Annotated in this window: 24 protein-coding genes; 15 read left to right on the top strand and 9 right to left on the bottom strand. The window is 33.7% G+C overall.

Annotation, left to right across the window (positions count from 1 at the left end; genetic code table 11):
• Positions 1–58 precede the first annotated feature (58 nt).
• From H602_RS0101855 to H602_RS0101815, 9 genes are all read left to right on the top strand, one after another.
• Positions 59–961: a glycosyltransferase family 2 protein gene (locus H602_RS0101855; RefSeq protein WP_026976488.1), complete on the top strand. Its 903-nt coding sequence runs from the start codon at positions 59–61 to the stop codon at positions 959–961.
• On the top strand, positions 958–1,881 hold the full coding sequence (locus tag H602_RS0101850; RefSeq protein WP_026976487.1) for a glycosyltransferase family 2 protein: 924 nt from the start codon (positions 958–960) through the stop codon (positions 1,879–1,881). Before H602_RS0101855 ends, H602_RS0101850 begins: the two co-directional genes overlap by 4 nt.
• Positions 1,881–2,828, top strand: coding sequence for a glycosyltransferase family 2 protein (locus H602_RS0101845; protein ID WP_026976486.1), 948 nt, complete (start codon positions 1,881–1,883; stop codon positions 2,826–2,828). The genes H602_RS0101850 and H602_RS0101845 overlap by 1 nt, the downstream gene beginning before the upstream one ends.
• Before the next feature lie 60 nt (positions 2,829–2,888).
• A complete protein-coding gene (locus H602_RS0101840) occupies positions 2,889–4,016 on the top strand; it encodes a hypothetical protein (protein ID WP_026976485.1) in 1,128 nt (375 codons plus the stop codon).
• Entirely contained in the window at positions 4,006–5,346 is a 1,341-nt protein-coding gene (locus H602_RS0101835; RefSeq protein ID WP_026976484.1) for a glycosyltransferase family 2 protein, read from the top strand. Before H602_RS0101840 ends, H602_RS0101835 begins: the two co-directional genes overlap by 11 nt.
• A gap of 8 nt (positions 5,347–5,354) precedes the next feature.
• Positions 5,355–6,377, top strand: a complete 1,023-nt coding sequence (locus H602_RS0101830) for a glycosyltransferase (RefSeq protein WP_026976483.1) — start codon at positions 5,355–5,357, stop codon at positions 6,375–6,377.
• Complete coding sequence (locus H602_RS0101825) at positions 6,359–7,498, top strand: glycosyltransferase family 4 protein (protein ID WP_026976482.1); 1,140 nt, start codon at positions 6,359–6,361, stop codon at positions 7,496–7,498. Before H602_RS0101830 ends, H602_RS0101825 begins: the two co-directional genes overlap by 19 nt.
• Positions 7,499–7,539: 41 nt before the next feature.
• The gene (locus H602_RS0101820) at positions 7,540–8,874 is read left to right on the top strand and encodes an O-antigen ligase family protein (protein ID WP_035758718.1); all 1,335 of its coding nucleotides are present in this window, start codon (positions 7,540–7,542) and stop codon (positions 8,872–8,874) included.
• A 160-nt stretch (positions 8,875–9,034) separates the two neighbouring features.
• The gene (locus H602_RS0101815) at positions 9,035–10,375 is read left to right on the top strand and encodes an exopolysaccharide biosynthesis polyprenyl glycosylphosphotransferase (protein ID WP_245574901.1); all 1,341 of its coding nucleotides are present in this window, start codon (positions 9,035–9,037) and stop codon (positions 10,373–10,375) included.
• A gap of 107 nt (positions 10,376–10,482) precedes the next feature.
• Here the strand turns inward: H602_RS0101815 and H602_RS0101810 are convergent, their stop codons facing one another.
• Positions 10,483–11,583, bottom strand: a complete 1,101-nt coding sequence (locus H602_RS0101810; RefSeq protein WP_026976479.1) for a lipoprotein N-acyltransferase Lnb domain-containing protein — start codon at positions 11,581–11,583, stop codon at positions 10,483–10,485.
• A gap of 18 nt (positions 11,584–11,601) precedes the next feature.
• The gene (locus H602_RS0101805) at positions 11,602–12,669 is read right to left on the bottom strand and encodes a putative type IX sorting system protein PorV2 (RefSeq protein WP_483788259.1); all 1,068 of its coding nucleotides are present in this window, start codon (positions 12,667–12,669) and stop codon (positions 11,602–11,604) included.
• Between the two features lie 170 nt (positions 12,670–12,839).
• Between H602_RS0101805 and H602_RS0101800 the strand changes: the two genes are divergently transcribed.
• Entirely contained in the window at positions 12,840–13,550 is a 711-nt protein-coding gene (locus H602_RS0101800) for a CDP-alcohol phosphatidyltransferase family protein (RefSeq protein WP_026976477.1), read from the top strand.
• Between the two features lie 5 nt (positions 13,551–13,555).
• A complete protein-coding gene (locus H602_RS0101795) occupies positions 13,556–14,425 on the top strand; it encodes a glycoside hydrolase family 25 protein (RefSeq protein ID WP_026976476.1) in 870 nt (289 codons plus the stop codon).
• A gap of 156 nt (positions 14,426–14,581) precedes the next feature.
• On the opposite strand, the gene H602_RS0101790 is transcribed toward H602_RS0101795, so the two are convergent.
• The 5 genes from H602_RS0101790 to H602_RS0101765 all read right to left on the bottom strand — a co-directional run bounded on the left by H602_RS0101790 (position 14,582) and on the right by H602_RS0101765 (position 19,491).
• Positions 14,582–16,108 carry a carboxypeptidase-like regulatory domain-containing protein gene (locus H602_RS0101790; RefSeq protein ID WP_026976475.1) on the bottom strand — a complete coding sequence of 509 codons (1,527 nt, stop codon included), beginning with the start codon at positions 16,106–16,108 and terminating at the stop codon, positions 14,582–14,584.
• Positions 16,109–16,388: 280 nt separating this feature from the next.
• Positions 16,389–17,129, bottom strand: a complete 741-nt coding sequence (gene lptB / locus H602_RS0101785; protein ID WP_026976474.1) for an LPS export ABC transporter ATP-binding protein — start codon at positions 17,127–17,129, stop codon at positions 16,389–16,391.
• A 228-nt stretch (positions 17,130–17,357) separates the two neighbouring features.
• Positions 17,358–17,708 (bottom strand): carboxymuconolactone decarboxylase family protein, encoded by a 351-nt coding sequence (locus H602_RS0101775; protein WP_026976473.1) that lies wholly within the window; start codon positions 17,706–17,708, stop codon positions 17,358–17,360.
• Between the two features lie 2 nt (positions 17,709–17,710).
• Positions 17,711–18,526 carry a twin-arginine translocase subunit TatC gene (tatC, locus tag H602_RS0101770; protein WP_026976472.1) on the bottom strand — a complete coding sequence of 272 codons (816 nt, stop codon included), beginning with the start codon at positions 18,524–18,526 and terminating at the stop codon, positions 17,711–17,713.
• Complete coding sequence (locus tag H602_RS0101765; protein WP_026976471.1) at positions 18,526–19,491, bottom strand: KpsF/GutQ family sugar-phosphate isomerase; 966 nt, start codon at positions 19,489–19,491, stop codon at positions 18,526–18,528. The genes tatC and H602_RS0101765 overlap by 1 nt, the downstream gene beginning before the upstream one ends.
• 86 nt (positions 19,492–19,577) lie before the next feature.
• Here H602_RS0101765 and H602_RS0101760 point away from each other — a divergent pair, with 86 nt between their 5' ends.
• The 4 genes from H602_RS0101760 to H602_RS0101745 are packed head-to-tail and all read left to right on the top strand — an operon-like array spanning position 19,578 to position 24,301.
• Positions 19,578–21,773, top strand: a complete 2,196-nt coding sequence (locus H602_RS0101760; protein WP_026976470.1) for a RecQ family ATP-dependent DNA helicase — start codon at positions 19,578–19,580, stop codon at positions 21,771–21,773.
• Positions 21,774–21,784: 11 nt separating this feature from the next.
• A complete protein-coding gene (locus H602_RS0101755) occupies positions 21,785–22,489 on the top strand; it encodes a TIGR04283 family arsenosugar biosynthesis glycosyltransferase (protein ID WP_026976469.1) in 705 nt (234 codons plus the stop codon).
• Positions 22,479–23,264 (top strand): SDR family oxidoreductase, encoded by a 786-nt coding sequence (locus H602_RS0101750; RefSeq protein ID WP_026976468.1) that lies wholly within the window; start codon positions 22,479–22,481, stop codon positions 23,262–23,264. The genes H602_RS0101755 and H602_RS0101750 overlap by 11 nt, the downstream gene beginning before the upstream one ends.
• An 8-nt stretch (positions 23,265–23,272) precedes the next feature.
• Positions 23,273–24,301: a VOC family protein gene (locus tag H602_RS0101745; RefSeq protein WP_026976467.1), complete on the top strand. Its 1,029-nt coding sequence runs from the start codon at positions 23,273–23,275 to the stop codon at positions 24,299–24,301.
• 1 nt (position 24,302) lies between these two features.
• Here H602_RS0101745 and H602_RS19235 read toward each other — a convergent pair whose 3' ends face one another.
• Both H602_RS19235 and H602_RS0101735 read right to left on the bottom strand, forming a co-directional pair.
• Positions 24,303–25,184: a 1-acyl-sn-glycerol-3-phosphate acyltransferase gene (locus H602_RS19235; protein ID WP_051224114.1), complete on the bottom strand. Its 882-nt coding sequence runs from the start codon at positions 25,182–25,184 to the stop codon at positions 24,303–24,305.
• 66 nt (positions 25,185–25,250) lie between these two features.
• Entirely contained in the window at positions 25,251–25,844 is a 594-nt protein-coding gene (locus H602_RS0101735) for a TIGR04282 family arsenosugar biosynthesis glycosyltransferase (protein WP_026976466.1), read from the bottom strand.
• Positions 25,845–25,857: the final 13 nt, after the last annotated feature.

Raw genomic sequence — 25,857 nt, 5'->3', positions numbered from 1 at the left:
TTTATTAATAGAATTAGAAGAAAATTACAATAGTTTTTAAGAGAATTAAAAAATGAGGATGGAAGTAACAGAACCTTTAGTTTCTATTTGTTTACCAATTTATAATGGTGCGAAGTTCTTACAAGAAGCTTTAAACAGTATAGCTCTGCAAACGTATTCTAGAATCGAATTGATTATTAGTGATGATGCCTCACGGGATGCCTCATTAGCAATTATCAATGAATTTAAAAAAACTATAAATTTCCCTGTTTTAATTTATCATCATGAACCCTCAGGAATTGGTGCAAATTGGAATAATACAATTGAAAAAGCAAATGGTGAATTTATTAAATTTCTATTTCAAGATGATGTTTTAGAGCCAACTTGTATTGAAAAAATGGTAGAAATTTTCAAAAAAAATCCAAATTTGGGATTAGTCGCTTCTAAAAGGGAGTTTATAATTCAAGAAAGTTTTAAATCTAACGATTTAGAGGACTGGATTTTAAAGTTTTCAGATTTACAAAAAAATATTCCATCTAGTGCGAAAGATGATTATTTTTACATAAATAAAGAATTATTTAAAACGGATTATTTTTTTAAATCTCATTTAAATTTAATTGGAGAGCCTTCAGTAGTAATGTTCAGAAAAAACATAATAGAAGAAGTAGGGTGGTTTAGTACAAAGCTCAAGCAATCTTTAGATTATGAATATTGGTATCGTATTTTGAAAATAAAAGATATAATAATTATAAAAGAACCTTTAGTTAAATTTAGACTTCATAGTGAACAAGAAACGAACAATAATCGAAGTAGAAAAATAGATGATTATTATTTAATGCGAAAAATGCTGTATGAAGATTACTATACATTACTACATTCTGATTTACAACGAAAGTTAAAGTCAGAGTTTTCAATATTTCATATTTTAAAATTTAAAGGTCACAAATTTTTGAAAAAAATTATCAAAAGATTAAAATCATGAAAATTGTTTCTATCATAGTAACGTATAATGCACTTAGAAATGATTGGCTTTACAAATGTCTTGATTCATTACTTTCTTCTGAAATGCACACAGATATTGTCGTTGTTGATAATGCTTCTTCAGATGAAACATGTACTGTAATTAAAGAAAAATACCCGTTTGTAAAATTAATCGAAAACAGTGAAAATAAAGGTTTCGGTGCTGCAAATAATCAAGGATTTGAATATGGGATTACTATCAATGCAGATTATTTTTTTTTACTTAACCAAGATGCTTGGATAGAGTCTAATACAATTGCACTTCTAATTGAAGCTCATCAAAAAGAACCGCAATTTGGAATTGTAAGTCCAATACATCTAAATGGTGAAGGAAAAGCATTAGACTATAAATTTTCAAATTATATCATACCTTCTAAGTGTCAAGACTTATTTTCAGATATTCTTACTAGTAGGCTAAAAAAAGAGCTTTATGAAGTTAGCTTTGTTAACGCCGCAAGTTGGTTATTATCTAAAGGTTGTATGGAAAAGGTAGGAGGATTTAATCCATCGTTTTTTCATTATGGTGAAGATGATAATTACATTCATAGATTATATTTTCATAAACTTAAATTAGGAGTTTTACCAACCGCCATAATTTATCATGATAGAGAGGAACGTAGCAGTAATATTTATTTTGACAATCAATTGATAACTTATAAAAGAGGACTTATTCTTAAAGTATCGAATCCAATAATAAATTACTCATTCAATTTGGAATATAGAAAGTTGTACAAAATAGCTTTCAAATCCTGTTTAGTATTGAACTTAAAACTATCAAAAGAGATTCTGAAAAAAATTAAAATATTAAATGATTTAAATAGAAAGCAAATTGAACAAAATAAAATTATAAGTAAAATTGCAAACCCTACATTTGTAAAGTAATGAATAATCCTTCAGTTTCCATAATAATACCAGTCTATAATGTAGAGAAATATATTTCTAGATGTTTGGATTCTATCTTAAATCAGACTTTTCAGGATTTTGAAATAATAGTGGTAAATGATGCCAGTCCTGATCAATCTCGAAATATTGCCGAAAGTTATGCCGAAAAGGACATTCGAATTACAATTATTGATAATCAAGAAAATTCAGGAGCTGCTTGGTCAAGAATGGTCGGTTACTCCAATGCTTGTGGAACTTACTTAACTTTTTGTGATCCGGATGATTTTCTGCCGGAAGATTCCTTAAATTTATTATATTCAGCAATGATTATTGACCCTAATGCGGATATATGTTTAGGTAATTTTCAACGAGTTTACCCTAACGGACAGACAGGAAACGTATTTAAAAATCAATTGAATTATGGTAATGATAAATGGAGCGTAGCTAAGTCTACCTTGACGTCCGAAACACCGCACTATCTTTGGAACAAAATTTATAAAAGTGAACTGTTTAACTATCCAATAATAACACATAAAGATTTTTCAAAATCATCGGATGAATTTCTTTTTTTTCAGCTTTTGCAAAATTGTAAAAAGATAATTAATATAGATAAAGTAGTTTATTTTTATTTTGATAATAATGCATCGGCAAGTTATAATAAAAGTAATTTTAACGCTTTAAACGCGATGATCATCAGTCAGAAATATGTTGAAGAAATATATAAGAAAAACGACGCGCTTGAAAGCATAATTGAGAAAAGGAAGTTAGGAAAATATGCTAAATTTATACAAGTAGCAGGTAATGACAAGGCACTTTTACAACTCATATTTAAAGAAAACATTGATTATTTATTCACCCCTTTTAATTTGTTCAGGCACTTTCATAAAAGAAAAGCAATTAAAGTATTGCTCAGCTACTTGAAAGCTAAGTATAAAAGTGTTTTTTAAAACATCCGGTAAATGGTATTAAATCAGGACAAGATAAAAGTTTAAAATAGCAATAGATTGATGGATTTTGAAAGAGAATTTATTAAAAAGGTTCAAGATGAACTAAAAAATGCTCAAGCATCAAATTATGTCATAACTGACACTAGTCCACAATATTCAAATATTTATAAGATCGTTACCTCATTTAAAGACCTTTTTCTACTAATTACAAGACTGGTCTTTAACCGGTCAAAAAAATTCAATTTTGTTTATACTGGTGAAGGAATATGTCTTAAGGTTGATGGCGTTTACCGGGATCGGATAGTAGAGCCGTTACACCTTTCGAATCTTATTTATATTAATCGTGGACGAGATACCATCATCGATTGGGTAAATGGAGTAAAAGTGTATAACATTGGTGGATTAGTAAAACTATTTAGTTTCGTATATAAATTTTTAGGTAAAAAAAATTATAATGTTTATTACAGCTATAAAATTATAAACAAGTTCATCTTAAAATTCGCAAAATATCCAAACGTCTATTCATTATTATACTACAATTTAAACGGATTGTCGCTTGTATTTTCAAGTTGCCGAAAGACCTTTAACCTTATAGAAGTGCAACATGGGACCATCATAAATTTTCCGGCTTACGCAATACATTCAGAGATAAAAATTGCAGATAAATTTTATGTTAAAAACAGTAAGACTATAGATTACCTCAAGCAACATTTAAATAAAAATTTTCCAAGAATTGAATACGAAATTTTGCCTTATGCACAATCTAATGCTTTACATAAGGATGGAAAATACATCTTGTACGCTTCAACTGTAGAGTTTAACGGAATACATCCTGTTTTTTCAGCGTATCTCCAGCAAGTTAAACAAACGGAAAATGTAACCGTTTTCATTAGATTACACCCACGTGAAAAAAGTAAAATTGAGTTATTTAAAATTCAAGTGCAGAGTACCAAAGCAAAAATTATATTTGACGATTCTAGAAATTGGCTGGAATCAAACAGAATTAAAAACCTGATTGTGGTATCTCCGTGGAGTTCTGTAATTGAAGATGCCGTAGATAATAATTTTAGAACAATTATTATTGATAAAATTGGAAAAGAGCGCTTTGCCTATTTGATTGATGATAGAAATGTTATTTTTGCTAGTAATTTCCTTAAGTTGTCAAAAGCAATAAATTATGATCTTTAACCATCTAAAATATTTAAAACCCATTTGGTACTTTAATTTGAGGCCAGGTAAAGATTTCTGTTATTTTCCGACGGAAAGTCAGCTGCAAAAAGATGGGGTTTTTTTAGAAATTGACGGCAACTATACAAGCAAAGTGGCTCAATCTCATGATTTGGCGTGGACCGCATTTCAATCCGGATATTTATCCACATCCGTGCAAGAAGGTGTAGATATATGGGCTACAAACAATTTCCCAATACAAGATGAATACCGCTTTTTATGTAAAAATTTCCATAAGGCATGGGTAAGTTATGTGTTGCTACTTCGGATTCTGACTTTTCATAATCCGCTCAAGGAAATCCATGGTTTTTTAAAAAACAGAAAAGTCAAACGAGTGAACCATGCTAAAACTATTCTGAATAATGCGGATTATGAAAATTTTGAAAGTCAACTGATCGTTTCAAATCCATTGGTTTCCGTAATCATTCCTACTCTAAACCGCTATTCCTACTTAAAAGATGTTTTCTTTGATTTGGAAAATCAGACGTTTAAAAACTTTGAAGTCATTGTGGTGGATCAAACAGATGACTTTAAAAAGGAGTTTTATCAAGGTTGGAACTTAGATATAAAATTTTGGTATCAAGAAGAAAAAGCACTCTGGAAAGCAAGGAATGAAGCGATTCGATCTGCACGAGGTACATTTATCCTCATGTCGGAAGATGATATTCTAATTCCTAAAAATCTAATCGAAGACCATCTAAAAACGATAGATTTTTATAAAGCAGATGTATCATGTGGTGTTTTTTTTCCGGAAGGAAGTACCATACCCAAAGAGCGAAGTTATTTTAAATATGGAGAACAGTTTGCCACCGGAAATGCACTGCTGCGAAAAAGTGCATTTGAGCAGGTTGGTTTTTTTGACAGACAGTTTGAAAAACAGCGCATGGGCGATGGAGAATTTGGTCTTCGGTTATACACCAGCGGATTTAAATTGGTTTCCAATCCGGTTGCCTATTGCATCGATGTCAAGGCTCCAGAAGGTGGGTTACGAATTAATGGTGGAAGTTGGGATGCATGGCGACCTAAAAGCTTTTTTGGACCACGGCCTGTGCCAAGTGTTTTATATTTTTCGAGAAAATATTTTGGAAATAAAACCACATTTTATTACATAGTTCATTCCATATTGCCGTCTTTGGTGCCTTATAAGTTTAAGAAAAATAAATTTTTAAAAGTAGTTTCCTTATTTATTCTGCCCCTTGTCTTTATCATAGTTATTTTTCAAATTTTTAAATCATGGAAATTGGCAAACAGTAAGTTAAACGAAGGGGATTTAATTGAATTTTTAAAATAGTTGATTAAATGAAAATTCTTCAAGTTATTGATAATTTAGATGTTGGCGGTGCAGAACGTGTATTTGTAGATATGTGTAATATTTTACACGAAAACAATCACAATGTCACTGCGTTACTATTATTGACAAAAAATGGAGAATTAGCTTCGCAGTTGCAAGTTCCTTTTATAAAACTCGACCGAAAAAGTAAATGGAATGTGAGCAAAATGTATCGCTGCTATAAAATTATGAAGCAATACGACATCGTTCATTGTCATTTTAGACATGTTTATACATATATGTCAATTGTGAATTTAATCTTTAATAGTAACTCCAAAATTATACTTCAGGATCATTATGGTTCTATAAACATAGACAAAAAAATACCTTTTCTTTTAGATTCAATTTTAAAACCAAGTTATTATATTGGAGTAAGTAATACACTTCGTAGTTGGTCAATTAAATACTTGAAAATTGAAGAGGTTAATGTTTTCTTGTTATCAAATATAGTTCGTAAAAAAAGATATAGTATGGCAAATCAGATTGAAGTTGATTTCATATTAGTTTCAAATATTAAACCAGTAAAAAACAATTTGTTTGCAGTTGAGTTATGTCAATATTTAAAGAAAACATTATTGCTAGTAGGTCAGATTCAAGATAAAGAATATTATTCTAAAATTAAGACTAAATTAGACGACACGATTAGTATTTCCACTCTCATTTTAGATTCTCAAGAAATATGTAGAAAAGCAAAATTTGGATTGCATACTTCTAAATCAGAGAGTGGACCATTGGTGCTAATAGAATATTTGGCACAGGGACTTCCGTTCTTGTCCTATGAAACTGGTGAAGTTGCCACAATACTGAAACCTCACTTCCCGGAATATTTTATAGATAATTTTGACATGCAAGAGTGGAAAAGTAAATTGGATAAGATCATTAAATTAGATGTAGATTACACTAAAATGAATACAGTTTTTGAACAGTATTTTGGAGAAGTTCAGTATTATAGAAAATTAGAAAATATATATGCATGCATTTTAAAAGATTAATAATTGTATCTGATACCGCGCTATATAGCAAGAGCAAGCAAAATTACGGTTTTGGACCTGTAGTAAGAGAGTTGGAAGAAATTGATAGTTATTTTGATGAAATAGTTTGGATAGGATTTAAACGAATCGATAAAATAGACGATTTATCTATGCAAGTAATTAGTTCAAAAAAGGTTAGTACTATATTTCTTAATAGTGTTGGCGGTAAAAACTTTATTTCCTCTCTAAAAGTTTTATGTCAATATCCAAAAATGTTTTTGACTATCTGGAGTTCTATACAGAATGCTGATATTGTTCATACCCGAGGACCTTCTCATCCTGCCATAATAGCTATTTTAATTTCTTTTTTTTCGAATAATAAAATTTGGTGGCATAAATATGCGGGAGATTGGTCCCAGTTAAGGCCACCACCATCTTATGGATTTCAGCGCTGGATGTTAAAAAAAGCGGATCGTTCCAAAGTGACTATTAATGGTTTTTGGTTAGATCAACCTGCACATTGTTATTCATTCGAAAATCCTTGTCTAACAGCAGATGATATTAATAGAGGTATTGAGAGCGCAAAAAATCAAAACTTTAATACGACTTTTACCTTTTCATTTATTGGCAGACTAGAAGATCCAAAGGGAGTGACTAGAATTTTAAATGCCCTCAAATCGTTGCCATTATCTGTAATTGAGCAAATTCATTTTATTGGTGATGGTGAAAAAACAGCACATTATCATAAATTGGCTGCATTTTTAGGGGAGAAGGTTAAATTTCATGGCTTTTTAGGTAAAGATAGAATTCATAAAATTTTAGCGGGCTCTCATTTTTTATTACTTCCATCTACAGCTTCTGAAGGATTTCCAAAAGTCATTGCAGAAGCTGCTTGTTATGGAGTGATTCCAATTGTTTCGGATGTAGGAAGTATTCCTCATTACATTGATCAGACAAATGGTTTTATTTGGAAAATTAAAGGCGACCAATCGTTCGAAAAAGTGCTTTCAGATGCCATAGCAACCAATCCAAAATTGCTTAGAGAAAAATCAGAAAATGTATTAAATGTAGCTAAAAAGTTTACTTTTGAAAATTATAGCGCTAAATTAGAAAAATACATATTCAGCAAAGATAAAATGTAAAGGTGTTGAACGAGATAAATCGATAAGGACTTCAATAAAGTATGACTAAAAAAGAACAATTTTATTTAATTGCCATCTTAACTCATGTGGGTATGGGATTTTTGTTCTTTTTTTTCCCCTTCGTTGGTTATTTGTATGGACTTTTCGCACTTGTGGCAGGAGTTATTTATATTGTAAATACGGGCAATAAAAATAACGAAGTCCTCCTCATGGCAGCTTATTTTACAGGGATAGACGTTTATTTAAAAATGATCGGTGCTACCATTTTAAACGAGTATGGAAAATATACCGTTATTATCTTCATGCTGTTAGGCATCCTGTATAAAGGTTTTGCCAAAGCGTCGTTTCTATACGTGGCCTTCTTACTATTACTACTTCCTGCAATTTTCATCGGAGCTGAAACGTTGTCGCTGGATGTCAATATTCGAAAAGCAATTGCTTTTAACATTACCGGTCCAGCATGTTTGGGACTTGCATCAATTTATACCTTTCGGCGAAGTATTACTATAGAACGAATGCTGGATGTACTCACCATGCTGTTATTGCCTTTAATAGCTATGCTTGTGAACTTGTTTCTGTACACGCCAAGTATCAAAGATGTTGTGACCAATACGCAGTCCAATTTTGAGACTTCTGGTGGATTTGGTCCCAATCAGGTCTCTACAGTATTAGGTTTAGGAATGTTTATCGCTTTTGTACAACTGCTTTTAGCTTCAAAATCAAAGACATTTCAAGTCATAAATGGAATTCTAGTGGCGCTTTTCGCATTTCGCTGCATCGTGACATTTTCTAGAGGCGGAATGATAACAGGTTTATTGATGATGGCGGTGCTTCTTTTGGTTCTATATCGCATTACTAACTTTAACGCTAAAGGTAAAATTATAGCAATAACGGGAGCTTCGATGCTTGCTGGATTGCTGATTTGGGGCTATACTTCTATTCAAACTATGGGATTGATAGACAAGCGGTATGCCAATGAAGATGTCAATGGTAGAAAGAAATCAAGTAATTTATCCGGTCGAGAATTACTCATTGAATCCGAGTTTGATATGTTCTTAGATAATCCTTTTTTAGGAGTTGGAGTAGGTAGAAATAAAGAAGTGCGGGAGGAGGAAAGTGGAATTAAAGCACCAACACACAATGAAATTACAAGGTTACTTGCAGAACACGGTAGTTTAGGACTAATTGCATTTTTGATTCTTTTGGTCACGCCGCTTATTTTATATTTGGGAAATAAGCTCCAGATCTTTGCTTTATTATTTACCATTTTCTGGCTTCTTACCATTAATCATGCCGCCATGCGTATTGCAGCTCCTGCCTTTGTTTACAGTTTGGCCTTACTCAATGTACGTTTTTCAGAGCATAATCAGCGGTAAATTATTTTATTTCACAATTTTGCAAAATTAGTAGTAAAATTGAAGTTATAATAACCTTATATTAAATTGTATTTAATAATTTAGCGATTCTCTTTAGCTATTTATGGATATCAATCGAAAAATACATTTTGAAGTTTCGGAACGAAAATTACTGCTGCGTATGTGCGACATAATTTTTGTTTTGGGTACACTTCATTTATTTCACCTTTTTCTTGACTTTGACTATTTTGAAATTTCAATGGTAAATGCACGATGGTTTGCAGTTTTAAGTACGTACCTTATTGTTTTTGGGACGGTGTTTGAAATGTATAATTTGCAAATTGCCAGTAACCAATACCAAATGCTAAAGAGTATTCTACTCACTTCCTTCGCAACGGTATCGTTTTATTTATTAACTCCGATTTTGACACCTGTTTTACCATCCAATAGAATTCAAATTATACTTTTTTTTACAGGCGTGTTCTTTCCATTATTGGGGTGGCGGCTTTTTTATCAACACTTCTTAGCATCGCACCGTTTTGAGAAAAGAGCTGTTTTATTGTGTAATCCCGAAGTTTCCGATGAATTAGTAAAGGCGTTGCAAGAAATAAATCCACATTACAAGGTGCTGGCTGTTTTTTTACTGGACGGAAGTAGACAATTGGCATTTTCTTTAAGGTCAAATAATAAGGAGTTGGAAGAAGAAACCTTAATTCAGTTTGTACAATCAAATTCAATTTCAGAAATTGTGGTTGCCGCAAATCAAACCGAAGGATTACAGCCTTCACTGCTGCAAGAAATATTACATTTATTGCACAAAGGATGCATCATAAAGGAATATACGCAAGTGTATGAAAGCAATACGTATCGCATACCTATTCAGCATTTTGACACCGATTTCTACCGCTATTTCCCTTTCAGTCGAAGTAACAGGAACCAACTGTATCTAGCTTTAGTAAAAATACTTGAAATAATAGGTTCTATTTTAGGGGTAATTGCTACCGTATTGCTTATTCCATTTGTAATTGTAGGCAATTATTTTGGCAATAAAGGCAAATTGTTTTACAGTCAAACGCGTGTTGGAAAAAATGGCGTTCCCTTTGAAATCCATAAGTTCCGTACCATGAAAAGCGATGCTGAAAGTAATGGTGCGGTATTTTCGACAAAAGGAGATGTTCGTGTAACTTCCTTTGGAAAATTTCTGAGGAAGTCGCGCATTGACGAATTTCCACAATTTATAAATATTTTGAAAGGAGAAATGGCAGTCATTGGACCACGTCCCGAACGCCCCGTTTTTGTAGCAGAACTAGTAAAAGTCATGCCTTTTTATGAAACCCGACACGTCGTAAAACCAGGATTAACAGGTTGGGCTCAAGTCAACTATTCGTATGGCGAGTCAATTGAGGAAAGCTTAATTAAGCTGCAATACGATTTGTATTACATCAAACACCGAAGTATTTTTTTAGATTTAAATATCGTCATTAAAACATTGAGCACCATTCTCTTCTACAGAGGACAATGATTATCCAATTTCTATTTTCTATGCTCTATACTCTATACTCTATTTTCTATACTCTCTACTTTTCTCTCTGTTTTCTAAGTTGTGCGCTCTAAAAGTCACCATTAAAATTACTTCTTCTTCACCAAAATTCCCCGAACCAAAAGTGCTGTATTTGCTGCAATAAAAGGCCAAACTATTTCCAGATGAATTTTTGTCAACATGAATAAAGTATAAGTTGCAATACAAGTCAAAGCAATGTAAGAGGAAACTAAAAAAGCTTTTTTATTGTTGTTCCAATTAAAATAAACTACAAATAACAAGACTGGATTCATAAGCAATACATTGTAATTCAATGCAATTTCTTCATGGAAAGAGTAAAACCCAACGAGTGAAAAGAAAATGCCTAGAACACCTAGAATGATAAAATAGACATTGGTAATTGTTTTTTTGTTTACAAGTACAATTAAAGTAAGTACAAAAAGAAGTGTGTAAATAGAATCCCACCAAATTATATTTGGAATTCTGTTGGCTTCAAAAAGAGTCTTGTTTTGCGCCACCAAAGGTTTTCCATTTAAAGTAGTTTGATCCAAATTATTTTTTAAATCAAATGGCAAAAAAAGTGTTGTGGCTTGTTCATCTGTTTTTGCGCCAAAAATAAGATTGATTCCAAGCTTCTGAAAAAATTGATTTTCAGCATATGGATATAAAATTTCACGATAAGTTGTTTCGGAAACGTTGTGTTTGTAAATCACATTTTTCTTTAAGACTTCATTGATCACATCCACCACTTTCGTCGTGCAATTTCTTTGTATGAATTTGTAAGTATAAAATTTGTCTTCTCCCGTTATAGAAGTTTCTAACGCTTGGATTAAACTTAATTTATCTTCCGTAGATAAATCCAGCGTTTGCTCATAAATCGATCGATTTTCATATTTGTAATTGTATTCAAAATCAGCATACGGATACGCTCCCGCAAAATATTGCATGTCACCTTTTACAAAGCGAACTATAAAATTAGGCGTGCTAAAATCAAACATTCCGTAATTATAAACTTGGTCAATACCAAGGATGTCATTTTTGATCCGGATGGCTGTGTGACCGTACAATGAATGCGATTGATCCGCTACACCTACAGTCAAAACGCTCACTTTAATGTGGTCTCTCGCATCAGTTTGTGCGAAAATAAGTGGTGCAAAAAATAAACAAAGAAGAAGGAAAAGTGGTTTCATAAAGTAAGGCAGAAGGTATTATCTAAAAATCCCAAGATCAATTTTTACCGAGAAAATATTGGAATATAATGCGGCACTTTGGTCGCCCAAATCTGTTAAAGCATAGTCAATTTGAATGCCTTTGTATTTAAATCCCAATCCAATATTTGGCTGAAATCCTACTTGTTGAGAACCATCCAATTGCATGACGTTTTGGAAATTTCCCACACCGGTTCTAAAGAAAACCAAGTCGGTGTATCCAACTTCAAATCCAATCGCGGGATCTATACTTACGGCTTTGGTAGAAATAATATCGTTGGTTTGGGTAAATCGCATGTTGAGGTTTGTAGCAGCTAAAAGACTCATGTCATTGTGAAATTCCCATTTTTTGGCAACGCCAAATTGTGCTTTAGGCAAAGTAATTTCGGTACTTTCAGGTAAGTCTTGATTTTCACCTGGAATAGCATCGGCAATTTTTTGATATTCCTCTTCGTCAATATTCCAAATGTTGTAAGTAGTAGTAATGTCGCGAAGCATTAATCCAAACTTCCAGTCATTTCGTTCAAACTGAAGTCCTACGTCAAAACCAAATCCCCAAGAATTGGCAAATTCCCCAATGGTCCTGCGAATTACTTTGGCATTTACACCGTATTGAAAGCCGGGCACTTGCAATTTTCGTGCATACGAAAACGTAAAGGCGTAATCGGCAACGGAGAATAATTTGATTCTATTGTAATCAATATTTCCTTGATTGTCAATTAATTCAGTGGTGTTTAAAATGTCATCCACACCAAAACGAATTAACGAAATAGCGTAAGCACTTCTGTCGTCAATGGGTTTTGCGTAAGCGATATAGTCGTATTGCGCGATGTTAGCAAAATAACTGGCATGCATAAATGATGCTTGATGATCCTCCAAATGAACCAGACCTGCTGGATTCCAATAGGCTGCGTTAACGTCATTTGAACTTGCAATAACAGCACTGGACATGCCTAATGCAGCCGCATCCACGCCAATATTCATAAATTCATTAGAATATTTCCGCACAGATTGACCGTTAGAAATAGTAATATATAGGAAAGTAAGTATAAATGTCAGGTTTTTCAAAAGCCTTGAGTATCAGAAATTAATTGCGAGTGTAAAAATATAAATTTAAAACGAAGCTACAGTGGTTTGAGCCAAAATATGCCCGCGTAAAAGTAACATTAAAAATCTCTTATAAAACGTGCGTGTCTTTGAGTTATTGTGCTAAATTTGTTTTTCAAAAATGCAAACACATGAATATTAAAAAACACGTTCCCAATTTTATTACGTTACTCAATTTACTATCGGGTTGTATAGCTTTAATTTTTGCGATGGAGTTAAATTTCGAGATGGCATTTTTCTTTGTCAGTTTGGGGATTTTTTTAGATTTCTTTGATGGTTTTTTTGCCCGACTGTTTAAAGTTTCAAGTCCATTAGGTTTACAGTTGGATTCGTTGGCAGATATGGTAACTAGTGGTGTTGTACCTGGTTTTATTATGGTTACTATGTTGTCTGATGGTAATAATATATCCGCTACAAGTTGGGCGCCTTATTTGGGATTTATCATCACGTTGGCTTCCTGTTATCGCTTAGCTAATTTCAATATTGACACCCGACAAACGGATTCGTTTATTGGATTGCCTACGCCGGCAAATGCACTTTTAATTTTAAGCTTGCCCCTTATTTTACAGAACAATCCTCCAGAGATTATTCATATATTATTGAAAAATCCATACTTCCTATTGGCGGTAACCGCTTTTAGTGCTTTCATTTTAAATGCCGAAATCCCTTTGTTCTCTTTGAAAATTAAAGAGTTTAATTTTGCTAAAAATAAATTGCAAATTCTATTCTTAACTACTTCTGTAGTGTTCTTATTTGTGTTTCAATACCTTGCAATACCAATGATTATCCTTTTTTATATTTTGCTTTCTGTTGTAAATAATTATCAGTTGGGCAAAAAATAAGTACTATGGCAAAACGCACAGTACGAAAACCATTACAGAGGAAAAAGTCAAAAAAGAATTCGACTTTTAGTAAGGTAAAGCCTTTCTTGATTGCAACCTTTTTTTTAGGATTGCTTTTTGGAACGGCCTATCATTACCGAAATGGCTTGGCGTATTATTTGAGTTTTAAATCTAATAAAAGTGCCAAAGCTGCCGAAAAACAACGACTTTCGGACGTCAGAAATTACACGCTTTTATCCAAATACAAGGAAAATCCTGTCGGTATTGATATTTCTGAGTACCAAGGAACCATACTTTGGGACTCGGTTCGTATGGTGGAAAATGATTTTCCCGTAAAATTTGTTTTTGTTCGAGCAACAGTTGGAATGGATCGGCCTGATCGAAAATTTGCACGCAATTGGGCAGAATCAAAACGTAGAGCATTCCTTCGAGGAGCATATCATTATTACCGTCCGGACGAAAATTCTACACAACAAGCCGAATTATTTATTAAAAATGTCGTGCTTCAAAAAGGTGATTTTCCTCCCGTTTTGGATATCGAGCAATTGCCTAAAAAGCAGACTTTGAAGCAATTAAAAGTCGGCTTAAATAATTGGTTGCAACTGGTTGAAGAACAGTATGGAGTAAAGCCTATTATTTATACCGGTGAGCGGTTTTATAAAGATTTTTTGAAGGAGGACTTTCCGGAATATACGTTTTGGATTGCCAACTATAATTTTTTTGTAGAAAATTTAAAACCCGATTGGCGTTTTTGGCAATTTACTGAAAAAGGTTCGGCGAGTGGCATTTCAGGTCCTGTGGATGTAAATGTGTTCAATGGAAGCGATGCAGATTTAAAAGCAATGACTTTAGGTAATGGCGCATTTAGGGAATAAAGATTTCAATTTCAAAATAAATTGTTACATATAATAATTCTAGAAATATCCCGTTCACCTGCTGAAATAATTTCGCCAGATGAACGGGATATTTTAAATGAAGGTGCTTTTGATGTATGTTTTACTACTTTAAAATCACACTATTTTAATTAAAAGTTAGTCTTGAATTAAAAACTGTTTCATCTCTTCGTTAGGTTCAATCACCGTAAATTCTTTATATATATTTGGGTCATATTTTCTTAAATTCAGGTATTTGAAATCTACTTCCTTGATTTGTTCAAATTCAGCAGCTGTAATTTCTTTTTGATTTAAGTTCAAATACTCTGTTTTGTTTAAAATTTGTCCTTCAGCTTTTATGTCTAGCGCCAAAACATCACCGTCGCCTTCTGTCAATTCAATAAATTTTAAAGGCCTATTTACATAAAAATACTGGCCGTTTTCCTTATTTGCGTAGTGCAAATAGTACTTATTTGTTTCAGGATTTTCTTTGTAAATGAGCGTTCCTCGACTCACATTATTCCTGAATTTAATTCCCAAAAGTAATTTTAAATTAATTCCAGAAAGTGTTTTTCCTGGTGCTAAGGCGTAATTGGCTTTCACTACAGCATAGTCGTTTTCAGAAACGTACATTGTGCCTTCGTAAGAGGCTTTGCTTTTTTTAGGTTTAAATTTAATTACATATACTAATTTATAATCTGCTGTAAAAATTGCACCATCAGAAGTGTAGGTGTACCAATCCGTGTTTCGCATAAATTCGGTTACCGCGCCATAAGCAGGATGCAGTTCACTTTGTAATTCAGTCAAAGAAGATTTTGCACCAGTCACATTTTTCGGCTCTGGTTTTTTATTTTCCTTTTTCTTCTTTTCGTTGAAACTTTTGCTAAACGATACGGTGTCTCTAGATCCAATCCAGCCACTTTTTACCCTGTAAAATTTGGTAGTATCTAGGTGTTTTAGAAATAAATTTGAGGTGGTTTTTTCTAACTCATCTATAGAACTTGATCTGTTTTGGTCTTTAATGGTTGTTGCTTTGAGCACATTTAGTTTATTAGAAATAACAGATTTACCCTCTTTTTTAGTCAACTTCGAGCTGTAATCGCCAAGGAAATCTTTAAACTCACGTGGTGGGTTTTTCGTTGTTTGGGCAATGTAATTTGAAATTTCAGTGTTTACATCTTTCAATTTACTTTTAGAGAATCCAGATGATTTTTCGACTTCGATTTTTAATTGCTTCGCTTTAAAATTAGACTCTTCGCGCAGGAATACGGTGTTTTTTAAAGGCGTGTCTGATGCAATGTAATTTTCATTTATATTTGCTTTAACTTTTGCCATAATGGAATTGGCGTCCTCTTTCTTATCAGTAACATTAACGTCACTCAATTCGTAAATAGCAGGAATCAGCTTGATTATGAAATTTTGTTGCTCCAATTTCTTTACCGTTAACTGTTGAGATTCATAACCGATGTAAGAAACAAGTATCGCTTTCTGGTTGTCTGCTTCAGTGGCTACGAGGGTAAATTTCCCTTCACTATTTGAAACAGTATTAATTTCTGTTCCTACTTTTATATTGGCATAGGGAATGTTTTCGCCCGTACTTGCATCTAAAATAGTGACTACTTTACTTTGTGCTAGGACACAGAACTGAATCAATAGGAAGGAAAAGGTGAGGAGTTTTCTAAGCATAAAAATATGTTTTAACAAACAGTTTGTAAATATTGTGTGAAAATAGTAAAACTTATTTAGATTTCGCAAAAAAAAGTTACTTCGAATGTAATTATTTTTCTGAATAAATTTATAAAAGTGCCACAGATTATAGTGGTTTGTCCTAAATAAAATTATCATAAAAAAAACACCTCAATTATAAATAATAATTGAGGTGTTTGATTCGTGTTTTCGTAAGGATTATTCTTAAATAGCGTTTTGTCTTCATTAAAATGAAACACCAAAATTGAATGTCAGTCGCTTAAAACTCTAATTTCTTTTTACGCAATTCGAAGTTCTGACCTAAATAGACGCGTCGAACCATTTCGTCCTGCACTAATTCTTCGGGAACGCCCGCCTTCAGGATTCCTCCTTCAAACATAAGGTACGTTTTGTCGGTAATGGCAAGTGTTTCTTGTACGTTGTGGTCGGTTATTAAAATACCAATATTCTTATTTTTCAATTGTGCTACAATTCGTTGAATGTCTTCCACGGCAACAGGATCTACACCGGCAAAAGGTTCGTCTAACAAGATGAATTTGGGGTCAGTTGCTAAAGCTCTAGCAATTTCTGTTCGCCGACGTTCACCTCCAGAAAGTAAATCACCACGATTGGTACGGATGTGTTCCAAGCTGAATTCTTCGATCAGCGACTCCATTTTGGCAATTTGTTCGTCCTTAGATAACTTTGTTAATTGCAAAACGCTTAATATATTGTCTTCAATACTTAATTTCCTAAAAACCGATGCTTCTTGGGCCAAATAACCAATGCCATACTGGGCTCTTTTGTACATTGGAAAATCGGTAATATTCATATCATCTAAAAATATATTTCCAGAATTTGGTTTTACCAATCCCACAATCATATAGAAGGAAGTGGTTTTTCCAGCACCATTTGGTCCCAAAAGTCCTACAATTTCACCTTGATTTACTTCTACAGAAATACCTTTTACAACGCTTCTGCCTTTGTAGGTTTTAATTAAATTTTCGGCTCTTAACTTCATGTGTGCTGAATTTATTATGTTTTACAAAGAAACGAATTACATTTTTGTATCGAATTCATTTAACTTCAAATTTGGATTAGGGTAGGAGAATATAGTGAAAAGAATGTAAGGCATAGAACACAGAGCATTGAAGAACGATCTTAGAGCAACTTAATAGTTTTAATAAAATCGATTCAAAAACCTATAGCCTATAACTTACAACCTAAAACTCTTACCTAAAAAACCTGATTATTGAGCACTTTCTTCTAAAGCTTCCCAAAATTCGTAAGCTCTTCTCAAATGCGGTACAACAATGGTTCCGCCTACTAAAGTGGCAATTCCTAAAGCTTCCATTACCTCATCTTTTGTTACGCCTTCTTTGTGACTTGTTTCCAAATGGTATTTTACGCAATCATCACACCTTAAAACTGCGGAAGCAACTAAACCTAGGAGCTCTTTGGTTTTTACATCCAAAGCTCCAGGTGCGTAAGCATTTGTGTCCAAATTAAAAATACGTTTGATGATTTTATTATTGTCAGCCAATAATTTCTCATTCATTTTTTGACGGTAGTCATTGAATTCTTTTACAACATCACTCATAATTAAACTGTTTTAGCGTCTCTGTTTTTATTGACAATTTTGGAAATAAAAATACTTATTTCGTATAAAATAATTAGTGGAATAGTTACAATCATTTGACTAATGATGTCCGGCGGTGTTACAATTGCGGCAATAATCAATATGATAACATAAGCATATTTGCGGTAATCGCGCAAAAACTTTGGAGTAACAAGTCCAATTCGGGATAAAAAATAAATAATAATAGGCAATTCAAAAACCAATCCTGTTGCTAAAGAAGTGGATTTTACTAAACCAATATAGGAGTCAATATCAATTTGATTTTGCACCTGACTACTGATGGTCAGGTTAGATAAGAAATTGATGGACAATGGAACCAATACAAAATAGCCAAAAGCAACTCCAATAAAAAATAGGAGCGAAGCTAGGAAGATAAAATATTTAATGTTCTTCTTCTCTTTTTCGTATAAAGCTGGACCTACAAATTTCCATAATTCCCATAAAATAAAGGGGAACGCTATGATGAAACCGGCGGTTACAGAAGTCCAAATTAACATGGAAAACTGTCCTTCCATAGTTCTGTTTTGAATGGTAAAGGGAAGTTCGGTAATGCAAAAACTTTGGTCCAAGCCATATTTGGTAGCCATATCGCAGAAAAATTGATAGGTTACGAAATCAGCACTTTTTGGGCCGAAAATAACAACATCAAAAATAAAATCACTGTAATTATAAGCTATTGCCGCACCTACAAGTATGGCTATTGTGCTTCGAATTAAAACCCAACGCAATACTTCAAGATGATCTAAAAAGGACATTTCGCCCGTGTTTTTCTTTGCCATTATACAATTCCTTCTTTTAAAATATCGTGCAGGTGCAAGATACCTTTATATTCTTCCCCGTCTAAAACAACGAGTTGTGTAATTGAAAAATCTTCTAAAATATTCAAGGCGTCTACCACCATGTCTGAGGCTTTTACCATTTTTGGATTTTTGGTCATAATGTCCTTTGCTGTTAATCCCGTAATTGAATCCCGTTCATTTAACATTCTTCGGATGTCTCCATCGGTAATAATACCAATTACTTTTCCGTGGTCAATAACCGCTGTAACACCCAATCTTTTTTCTGAAATTTCAAAAATCGCTTGTTTTACAGAAGTGTCTGGGCCAACCATTGGTTTTAATGAATGTTCCAACATATCTTTTACCTGAAGTAATAACTTCTTGCCCAAAGCGCCACCAGGATGGTACTTTGCAAAATCTTCGCTTTTAAAATTACGCAATTCCATTAAGCACACTGCTACTGCATCCCCCATAACCAATTGAGCTGTGGTGCTGGATGTTGGCGCCAAATTTAACGGACAAGCTTCTTCTTCTACGGTGGTATCTAAAACATAATTAGCACCTTTTGCTAAAAAAGAAGTCCTATTTCCCGTCATGGCGATGAGAATATTTCCAAAGCGTTGGATAATCGGGACCAAGACCTTTATTTCTGGACTGTTTCCACTTTTTGAGATGCAAATTATGATGTCTTGCGGCTGCACCATTCCTAGGTCGCCATGTATCGCTTCTGATGCATGAAGGAACATAGAAGGTGTTCCGGTAGAATTCATAGTTGCCACAATTTTTTGAGCAATTATGGCACTTTTTCCTATTCCAGTTACTATAAGTCGACCCTTTGTTTGTAAGATTAGGTCAACACTTTTAACAAAATCGTCATTAATAAAATCAAGCAGTTGTATAATGGCTTTGCTTTCAGTGCTTATCGTCTTTTTTGCAGTGGCCTTAATCGTTTCAGATGAATTCAAAATAGAATAGTTATTATATTTGTTGGTGTAAAAGAAAGTACTATCTTTATGTTCTGCAAATTTATATAAAATACACTTAATAAAGAATGAATTCAAGCGAAATTGATATCCATAAGGAGTTAAAGAAGTATTTTGGTTTCAACCAATTCAAAGGTTTACAGGAACAAGTTATAAAAAGTATTATTCAAGATATTAATACCTTTGTAATTATGCCTACAGGTGGGGGTAAATCATTATGTTACCAATTGCCTGCTTTAATTAAAGACGGAACAGCTATTGTTGTTTCTCCTTTAATTGCATTGATGAAAAATCAGGTTGATGCCATCCGGAGTCTTTCTTCAGATCCCGGAGTAGCGCATGTATTGAACTCATCTTTGACAAAAACAGAAATTGCGCAAGTCAAGCGTGATATTACTTCTGGAATTACCAAACTTTTATACGTAGCTCCAGAATCTTTAACAAAACTTGAATATGTTGAATTTTTAAAAACGGTGACCATCTCTTTTGTGGCCATTGATGAAGCACATTGTATTTCAGAATGGGGTCATGATTTCCGACCAGAATACAGGAATTTACGTCATATAATTAAGCAATTGGGCGACGTAGCAATTATAGGATTGACGGCTACGGCAACTCCAAAGGTGCAAGAAGACATCTTGAAAAATTTGGATATGCCAAATGCCAATACATTCAAAGCGTCTTTTAATCGTCCGAATTTATATTACGAAGTTCGTACCAAAACCAAAAATGTAGAATCGGATATCATCCGTTTCATCAAACTGCATAAAGGAAAATCGGGAATTATTTATTGCTTGAGTCGTAAAAAAGTGGAAGCTGTTGCACAAGTTTTGCAAGTCAATGGGATTAGTGCAGTTCCGTACCATGCCGGTTTAGATGCAAAAACGAGAGCCCGTCATCAAGATATGTTCTTGATGGAAGACGTGGATGTAGTTGTGGCAACGATCGCTTTTGGAATGGGAATTGACAAACCCGATGTGCGTTTTGTAATTCACCATGATATTCCTAAATCATTAGAAAGTTATTACCAAGAAACAGGACGTGCCGGTCGAGACGGTGGTGAAGGCCATTGTTTGGCTTACTATTCCTATAAAGATGTTGAAAAATTAGAAAAATTCATGTCAGGAAAACCAGTTGCAGAACAAGAAATTGGTTTTGCATTACTGCAAGAAGTGGTGGCTTATGCCGAAACTTCAATGTCAAGACGGAAGTTTCTATTGCACTATTTCGGTGAAGAATTTAGTTCAGAAACCGGAGAAGGTGCCGATATGGACGACAATGTTCGGAATCCAAAAAGTAAAAAAGAAGCGAAAGATGAAGTGGTCAAACTGCTTAAAGTGGTGCGCGACACCAAACATCTATACAAGTCAAAAGAAATTGTCTATACATTAGTTGGAAAAATTAACGCTACCATAAAAGCCCATAGAACGGACGCTCAAGCATTTTTTGGTGTTGGTGCGGGAATGGAAGAGCGGCATTGGATGGCATTGATTCGCCAAGTATTGGTTGAGAATTACCTTTCCAAAGACATTGAAACTTATGGTATTTTAAAAGTGACTGAAAAAGGACTTCAGTACATCGATAATCCTGTTTCGTTTATGATGTCGGAAGACCATGAATACAATGAGAAGGAAGATGCTACTATTGTCACGGCATCTAAAACGTCTGGAATAGCTGATGAAGTGCTGATGACCATGTTGAAAGATTTACGTAAAAAAGTTTCAAAAAAACTAGGCGTTCCTCCTTTTGTAGTGTTTCAAGATCCTTCGTTAGAAGATATGGCGCTCAAATACCCAGTTTCAATTACCGAATTAGGAAGTATTCATGGAGTTGGAGAAGGAAAAGCCAAGAAATACGGAAAAGAATTTGCTGAACTTATCGCTCGATATGTAGAGGAAAATGATATTGTCCGACCGGATGATTTGGTTGTAAAATCAACTGGAGTAAATTCAGCCAATAAGTTGTATATCATTCAAAACATCGATAGGAAACTATCGCTGAACGACATTGCAAAAGCAAAAGGTTTGGAAATGGATGCATTATTGAAAGAAATGGAAATGATTGTGTATTCAGGTACAAAACTCAACATTAAATATTATATCGATGATTTGCTAGACGATGAACAGCAAGAGCAAATCTTTGAATATTATATGGAATCGGAATCCGACAGTATAAAAAATGCATTGATCGAATTTGACGGCGATTTTGATACTGAGGAATTGCGTTTGATGCGTATAAAGTTCATCAGCGAAGTGGCGAATTGACACCTTAGTTTATGTATTTATCCATCATCATTCCTACTTTTAATGAAGCGTTGTCTATTGCGAAAATAATTTTACATCTTCAAAAAAATCTTAAAGGTCAGGATTATGAAATTATAATTTCTGATGGTGCAAGTACTGACGGAACAATTGCAATTGCTAAGGAATTGGGTGTGAAAACACTTATTTCTGAAGTGAAAGGTAGAGCGGGTCAAATGAATTTTGGAGTTCAAAATGCCGTAGGCGACGTTTACTTTTTTGTCCATGCCGATAGCTTACCAAATCCTTATTTCTTTGAATTGATAAAAAATGCTATTGCAAAAAATTATGACTGTGGGAGTTTTAGAACACAATTTGACAGCAATCGTTTTTTATTAAAAATCAACGCTTTTTTTACCCGATTTAATTACTTGTTTTTTAGAGGTGGCGACCAAGGAATATTTATAACAAAAACACTTTGGAATCAGATTGGAAGTTTTAATGAAGAAATGTTCATCATGGAAGACTATGATTTTATCCAACGACTTTGGGAGCGCGGTAATTTTAAACTCATCCCGAAATCAACCTTAATTTCAGCTCGAAAATACGAGCAAAATTCCTATTTGACGGTCCAGTTAGCCAATTTAAAAATTGTAAAAATGTATAAAAAGGGTGCTTCTCAAAATGCTATGGTTTCAAAATATAAGGAACTTCTAAGCTACCGAAAAAATGCATTTTAAAAACAAGATTGTTTGGATAACGGGCGCTTCCTCAGGAATTGGTAAAGAATTAGCGGTGCAACTTGCCAAGCAAAATGCTATATTAATTCTGACTTCTACAACTACAAGTGCTTTAGAAAATCTAGCTTCTGAACTCAGTTGCAAAACACATGTTTTACCTTACAACTTATTGGAAGTGGACGGAATTGCTTCGTTAGTTGATACTGCAATGCAATTGGAGGGAAAAATTGATTTTGTAATCCAAAGCGCCGGCATCAGTCAACGCTCTTTGGCGGACCAAACTTCAATGGAGGTCTATAAAAAACTAATGGACATCAACTATTTTGCTCCAGTAGCATTGACTCAATCGATTTTACCGTATTTCAAAAAGCAAAATTCAGGCAGTATGACAGTAATTAGTAGCATTGCTGGATTAATTGGTTTTCCCTTACGTTCAGGATATTGTGCTTCAAAACATGCTATAAAAGGGTATTTGGAAACCTTGCAATGTGAATTTTATAAAACCAACATTCATATTTGTCTCGTATATCCAGGCAGGATTGATACGCCAATTTCCCGCAATGCTTTAGTCGGAAATGGAAGTCAATTTGGAACTACGGACGAAAACAATCAGGTGGGAATGCATGTTTCCGTCTGTGCAGAAAAAATTTTGAAGGGAATTTCAAATAACAAAAAATCCGTTCTCATTCTTAAAGCCGAACGGTTTTTGTTTTGGCTTTGGTGGTTCAGTCCGTCGTTGTATTATAAAATAGCCCATAACAAAGGATTAAAATAAAAGAGTAAATGTCGCATCATTATTTATCTGGAATTCAGCAAATTGGAATCGGTGTTTCTAACGCAGAGCAAGCGATGCATCTATACAAACATTTGTTTGGACTGGATGTTTTGGTTTTTGATGATGTTGCAAAAGCCAGTTTAATGACTGCATACACTGGTAATAAAGTATTTGAAAGAAGAGCCATTCTCACCATGAACCTGCAAGGTGGAGGAGGAGTTGAAATCTGGCAATATTTGAACAGGAAACCGGTACATTGTAATTCTATCAAACTAGGCGATTTAGGAATTTATGCAGCGATTTTGAAGTCAGTTGACATTGAAAAATCGCACCAAAGACTAAAAAGTATTGATGCAATCTCAGTGTCTGAAATACAAAATTGCGCGAGTGGTACTGCATATTTCTGGGTAAATGATGGAACAAATGCATTTAAAATTATTCCAAAAGACGATTGGTTTCAAACAGGAAAGCACGATTTGGGTGGCGTAATTGGTGCTGTAATTGGTGTTTCCAATATGGAAAAATCATTGCATTTCTATCAAGAAGTAGTGGGTCTCGATACTATTTTGTACGATTATGAATTTTCTGAAAATAATAGTATCTACCGAAAAGTGGGATTGCAAAAAGCAGCTACAGGTAAAGGTGCTTTCAATAAACTGTTAGGAAACATTACAATAGAGCTCATTCAAATTATTAACGAAAAGCCTAAAAAAATTTATGAGAATAGATTTTGGGGCGATTGTGGTTTTATCCATCTGTGTTTTGACGTATTAGATATGGACGCCTTTAAATTGCACGCTGAAAATAATAATTATAAATTTACGGTAGACAGCGCCAACACATTTGAAATGGACAATGCTTCTGGTCGTTTTTGCTATGTTGAAGATCCCGATGGAACGCTTATCGAATTGGTTGAAACTCATAAAGTCCCTATTTTTAAAAAAATAGGCTGGTTTTTAGATTTAAGGAAAAGAAACAGAGAGAAACCTTTGCCGAATTGGATGATTAAAATGCTTGCTTTAAGCAAGGTAAAATAACCTAGCTTTTATATTCTCTGTATGACCAAGCACTGAGTGGAAAGAGGAAAAACAGAAATAATGCGGCTTGAAAATTGACTAGTAATCCAAGAAAAACACAAAGTATACTTACGATGATTGGGTAACATAGAAACAGTAATCCAAATAAAATCGAATCGTAAAAGACGGTATTTGTAGTTTTTTTTAGTGCAAAATTTTTAAAAATTGCATAAATCCAATAATTGAGTATAAATCCAATACTTGCTGGAATTACCAAAAGTAATTGCTTTAACTTATTCTCTTTATTTTTAAAAAGAGCCACTTTTTTCACTTGGATGGCAATATACATTTTATTCAGAATTCCGTTTTTCAATTTGAAATTAAACGTTTTATGAAATTCGATTTCTTTACTAGTTTCATCAAATTGTGGACAAAAGGCTTCGTTGAAATTTATAATTACATCCTTTGGGTTCTGATGAAAATTGGAATAATTAAGATTTACGGGTTGAATTTCTAAATTTGCTATACCCTCTTTTAATGCCATTAAAGCCAACCGAGCCGTACCTTTTTTCAAAGGTCTCAAATTCCACTCATTAACGCACAAACCTTCCGAGAAGATAAGAATCGTTTGGTTTTGCCGCAATAACTCCAAGCATTTTTTGAAAGTAGCATCGTTTTTACTTAAATTATTTTTGCCTTCACTCAATCTGTAAATCGGTATGAGATGCAATGCCTTTAAAAAATTGGCAACCAAAGGCTTCTTGAATGCATCGCCGCGCGCCAAAAAGTAAATGGGTTTTGGATAATGAACGGCAATCAGTATCGCATCAAAAAAAGAATTGGGATGGTTACTGGCCAAAATTTTCGGACCAGAAAACACAGTAGTTGCATCAAAATTTGCCACAGTTTTACGGCAATAGATTTTTACGGCTAGAAAAGCAAATATTTTAAATAAGGTGTACACGATCCGTTATCTCCAGTGTTTTGGTACATCTTTTTCTTCGTCAATATCGGTTAGTTTTACCAAATTTGAGTAGGATAAACCAAATTGTTCGAAGTCAGCAATAGTGTCCGAATAGACTGTTTCAGTGCTCCAATTTTTATTTTCGAATAATGCAGCGTGTAGTTTTTTCATTCCTAGTAAATAGTAACCTCCGTCATTTGTTGGCCCAATAACTACATCTTTTGATTCCAACTCTATGAAAGATTGGTTGATGGTTTCTGAATTTAATTCGTAGCAATCACTTCCAATGATACAAACCGAATCGTATTTCAATTGGAATAATTCACGGAATGCATTTTGCATTTTTTGTCCTAAATCGTCTCCATTCTGTACTCTCTTTTGAAATACAGCATTATCCCAATCATCTTCCCTTTCAATATTTTCAGAATAGAAAACAAATTTGTCCACGTCAACAGGAATTACTATTTCTCTGGTATGTTCTAGCAATTTAATATAAATTTCAAGGGCTTTTACATCCCCAATTGTTTTGGCTAGACGGGTTTTGCATTTCCCCAATTCGGGATTTTTTGTAAATAATAAGAGTGCTTTTTTGTTTTGCATTCGGAGAATTTAA

The organism is Flavobacterium tegetincola DSM 22377 (assembly GCF_000425485.1).
Lineage (GTDB): Bacteria > Bacteroidota > Bacteroidia > Flavobacteriales > Flavobacteriaceae > Flavobacterium > Flavobacterium tegetincola.
This window is presented reverse-complemented; position numbering and strand designations above follow the sequence as displayed.

What these genes read in the sequence shown, in the direction of transcription:
- H602_RS0101850 (WP_026976487.1), top strand. Translation starts at nt 958, where the DNA reads ATGAAAATTGTTTCTATCATAGTAACGTATAATGCACTTAGAAATGAT.
- H602_RS0101760 (WP_026976470.1), top strand. Translation starts at nt 19,578, where the DNA reads ATGAATTCAAGCGAAATTGATATCCATAAGGAGTTAAAGAAGTATTTT.
- H602_RS0101735 (WP_026976466.1), bottom strand. Translation starts at nt 25,844, where the DNA reads ATGCAAAACAAAAAAGCACTCTTATTATTTACAAAAAATCCCGAATTG.
- H602_RS0101845 (WP_026976486.1), top strand. Translation starts at nt 1,881, where the DNA reads ATGAATAATCCTTCAGTTTCCATAATAATACCAGTCTATAATGTAGAG.
- H602_RS0101745 (WP_026976467.1), top strand. Translation starts at nt 23,273, where the DNA reads ATGTCGCATCATTATTTATCTGGAATTCAGCAAATTGGAATCGGTGTT.
- H602_RS0101750 (WP_026976468.1), top strand. Translation starts at nt 22,479, where the DNA reads ATGCATTTTAAAAACAAGATTGTTTGGATAACGGGCGCTTCCTCAGGA.
- H602_RS0101755 (WP_026976469.1), top strand. Translation starts at nt 21,785, where the DNA reads ATGTATTTATCCATCATCATTCCTACTTTTAATGAAGCGTTGTCTATT.
- H602_RS0101825 (WP_026976482.1), top strand. Translation starts at nt 6,359, where the DNA reads ATGCATTTTAAAAGATTAATAATTGTATCTGATACCGCGCTATATAGC.
- H602_RS0101820 (WP_035758718.1), top strand. Translation starts at nt 7,540, where the DNA reads ATGACTAAAAAAGAACAATTTTATTTAATTGCCATCTTAACTCATGTG.
- H602_RS0101830 (WP_026976483.1), top strand. Translation starts at nt 5,355, where the DNA reads ATGAAAATTCTTCAAGTTATTGATAATTTAGATGTTGGCGGTGCAGAA.
- H602_RS0101855 (WP_026976488.1), top strand. Translation starts at nt 59, where the DNA reads ATGGAAGTAACAGAACCTTTAGTTTCTATTTGTTTACCAATTTATAAT.
- H602_RS0101840 (WP_026976485.1), top strand. Translation starts at nt 2,889, where the DNA reads ATGGATTTTGAAAGAGAATTTATTAAAAAGGTTCAAGATGAACTAAAA.
- tatC (WP_026976472.1), bottom strand. Translation starts at nt 18,526, where the DNA reads ATGGCAAAGAAAAACACGGGCGAAATGTCCTTTTTAGATCATCTTGAA.
- H602_RS0101800 (WP_026976477.1), top strand. Translation starts at nt 12,840, where the DNA reads ATGAATATTAAAAAACACGTTCCCAATTTTATTACGTTACTCAATTTA.
- H602_RS0101790 (WP_026976475.1), bottom strand. Translation starts at nt 16,108, where the DNA reads ATGCTTAGAAAACTCCTCACCTTTTCCTTCCTATTGATTCAGTTCTGT.
- H602_RS0101815 (WP_245574901.1), top strand. Translation starts at nt 9,035, where the DNA reads ATGTGCGACATAATTTTTGTTTTGGGTACACTTCATTTATTTCACCTT.
- H602_RS0101795 (WP_026976476.1), top strand. Translation starts at nt 13,556, where the DNA reads ATGGCAAAACGCACAGTACGAAAACCATTACAGAGGAAAAAGTCAAAA.
- H602_RS0101810 (WP_026976479.1), bottom strand. Translation starts at nt 11,583, where the DNA reads ATGAAACCACTTTTCCTTCTTCTTTGTTTATTTTTTGCACCACTTATT.
- lptB (WP_026976474.1), bottom strand. Translation starts at nt 17,129, where the DNA reads ATGAAGTTAAGAGCCGAAAATTTAATTAAAACCTACAAAGGCAGAAGC.
- H602_RS0101835 (WP_026976484.1), top strand. Translation starts at nt 4,006, where the DNA reads ATGATCTTTAACCATCTAAAATATTTAAAACCCATTTGGTACTTTAAT.
- H602_RS0101775 (WP_026976473.1), bottom strand. Translation starts at nt 17,708, where the DNA reads ATGAGTGATGTTGTAAAAGAATTCAATGACTACCGTCAAAAAATGAAT.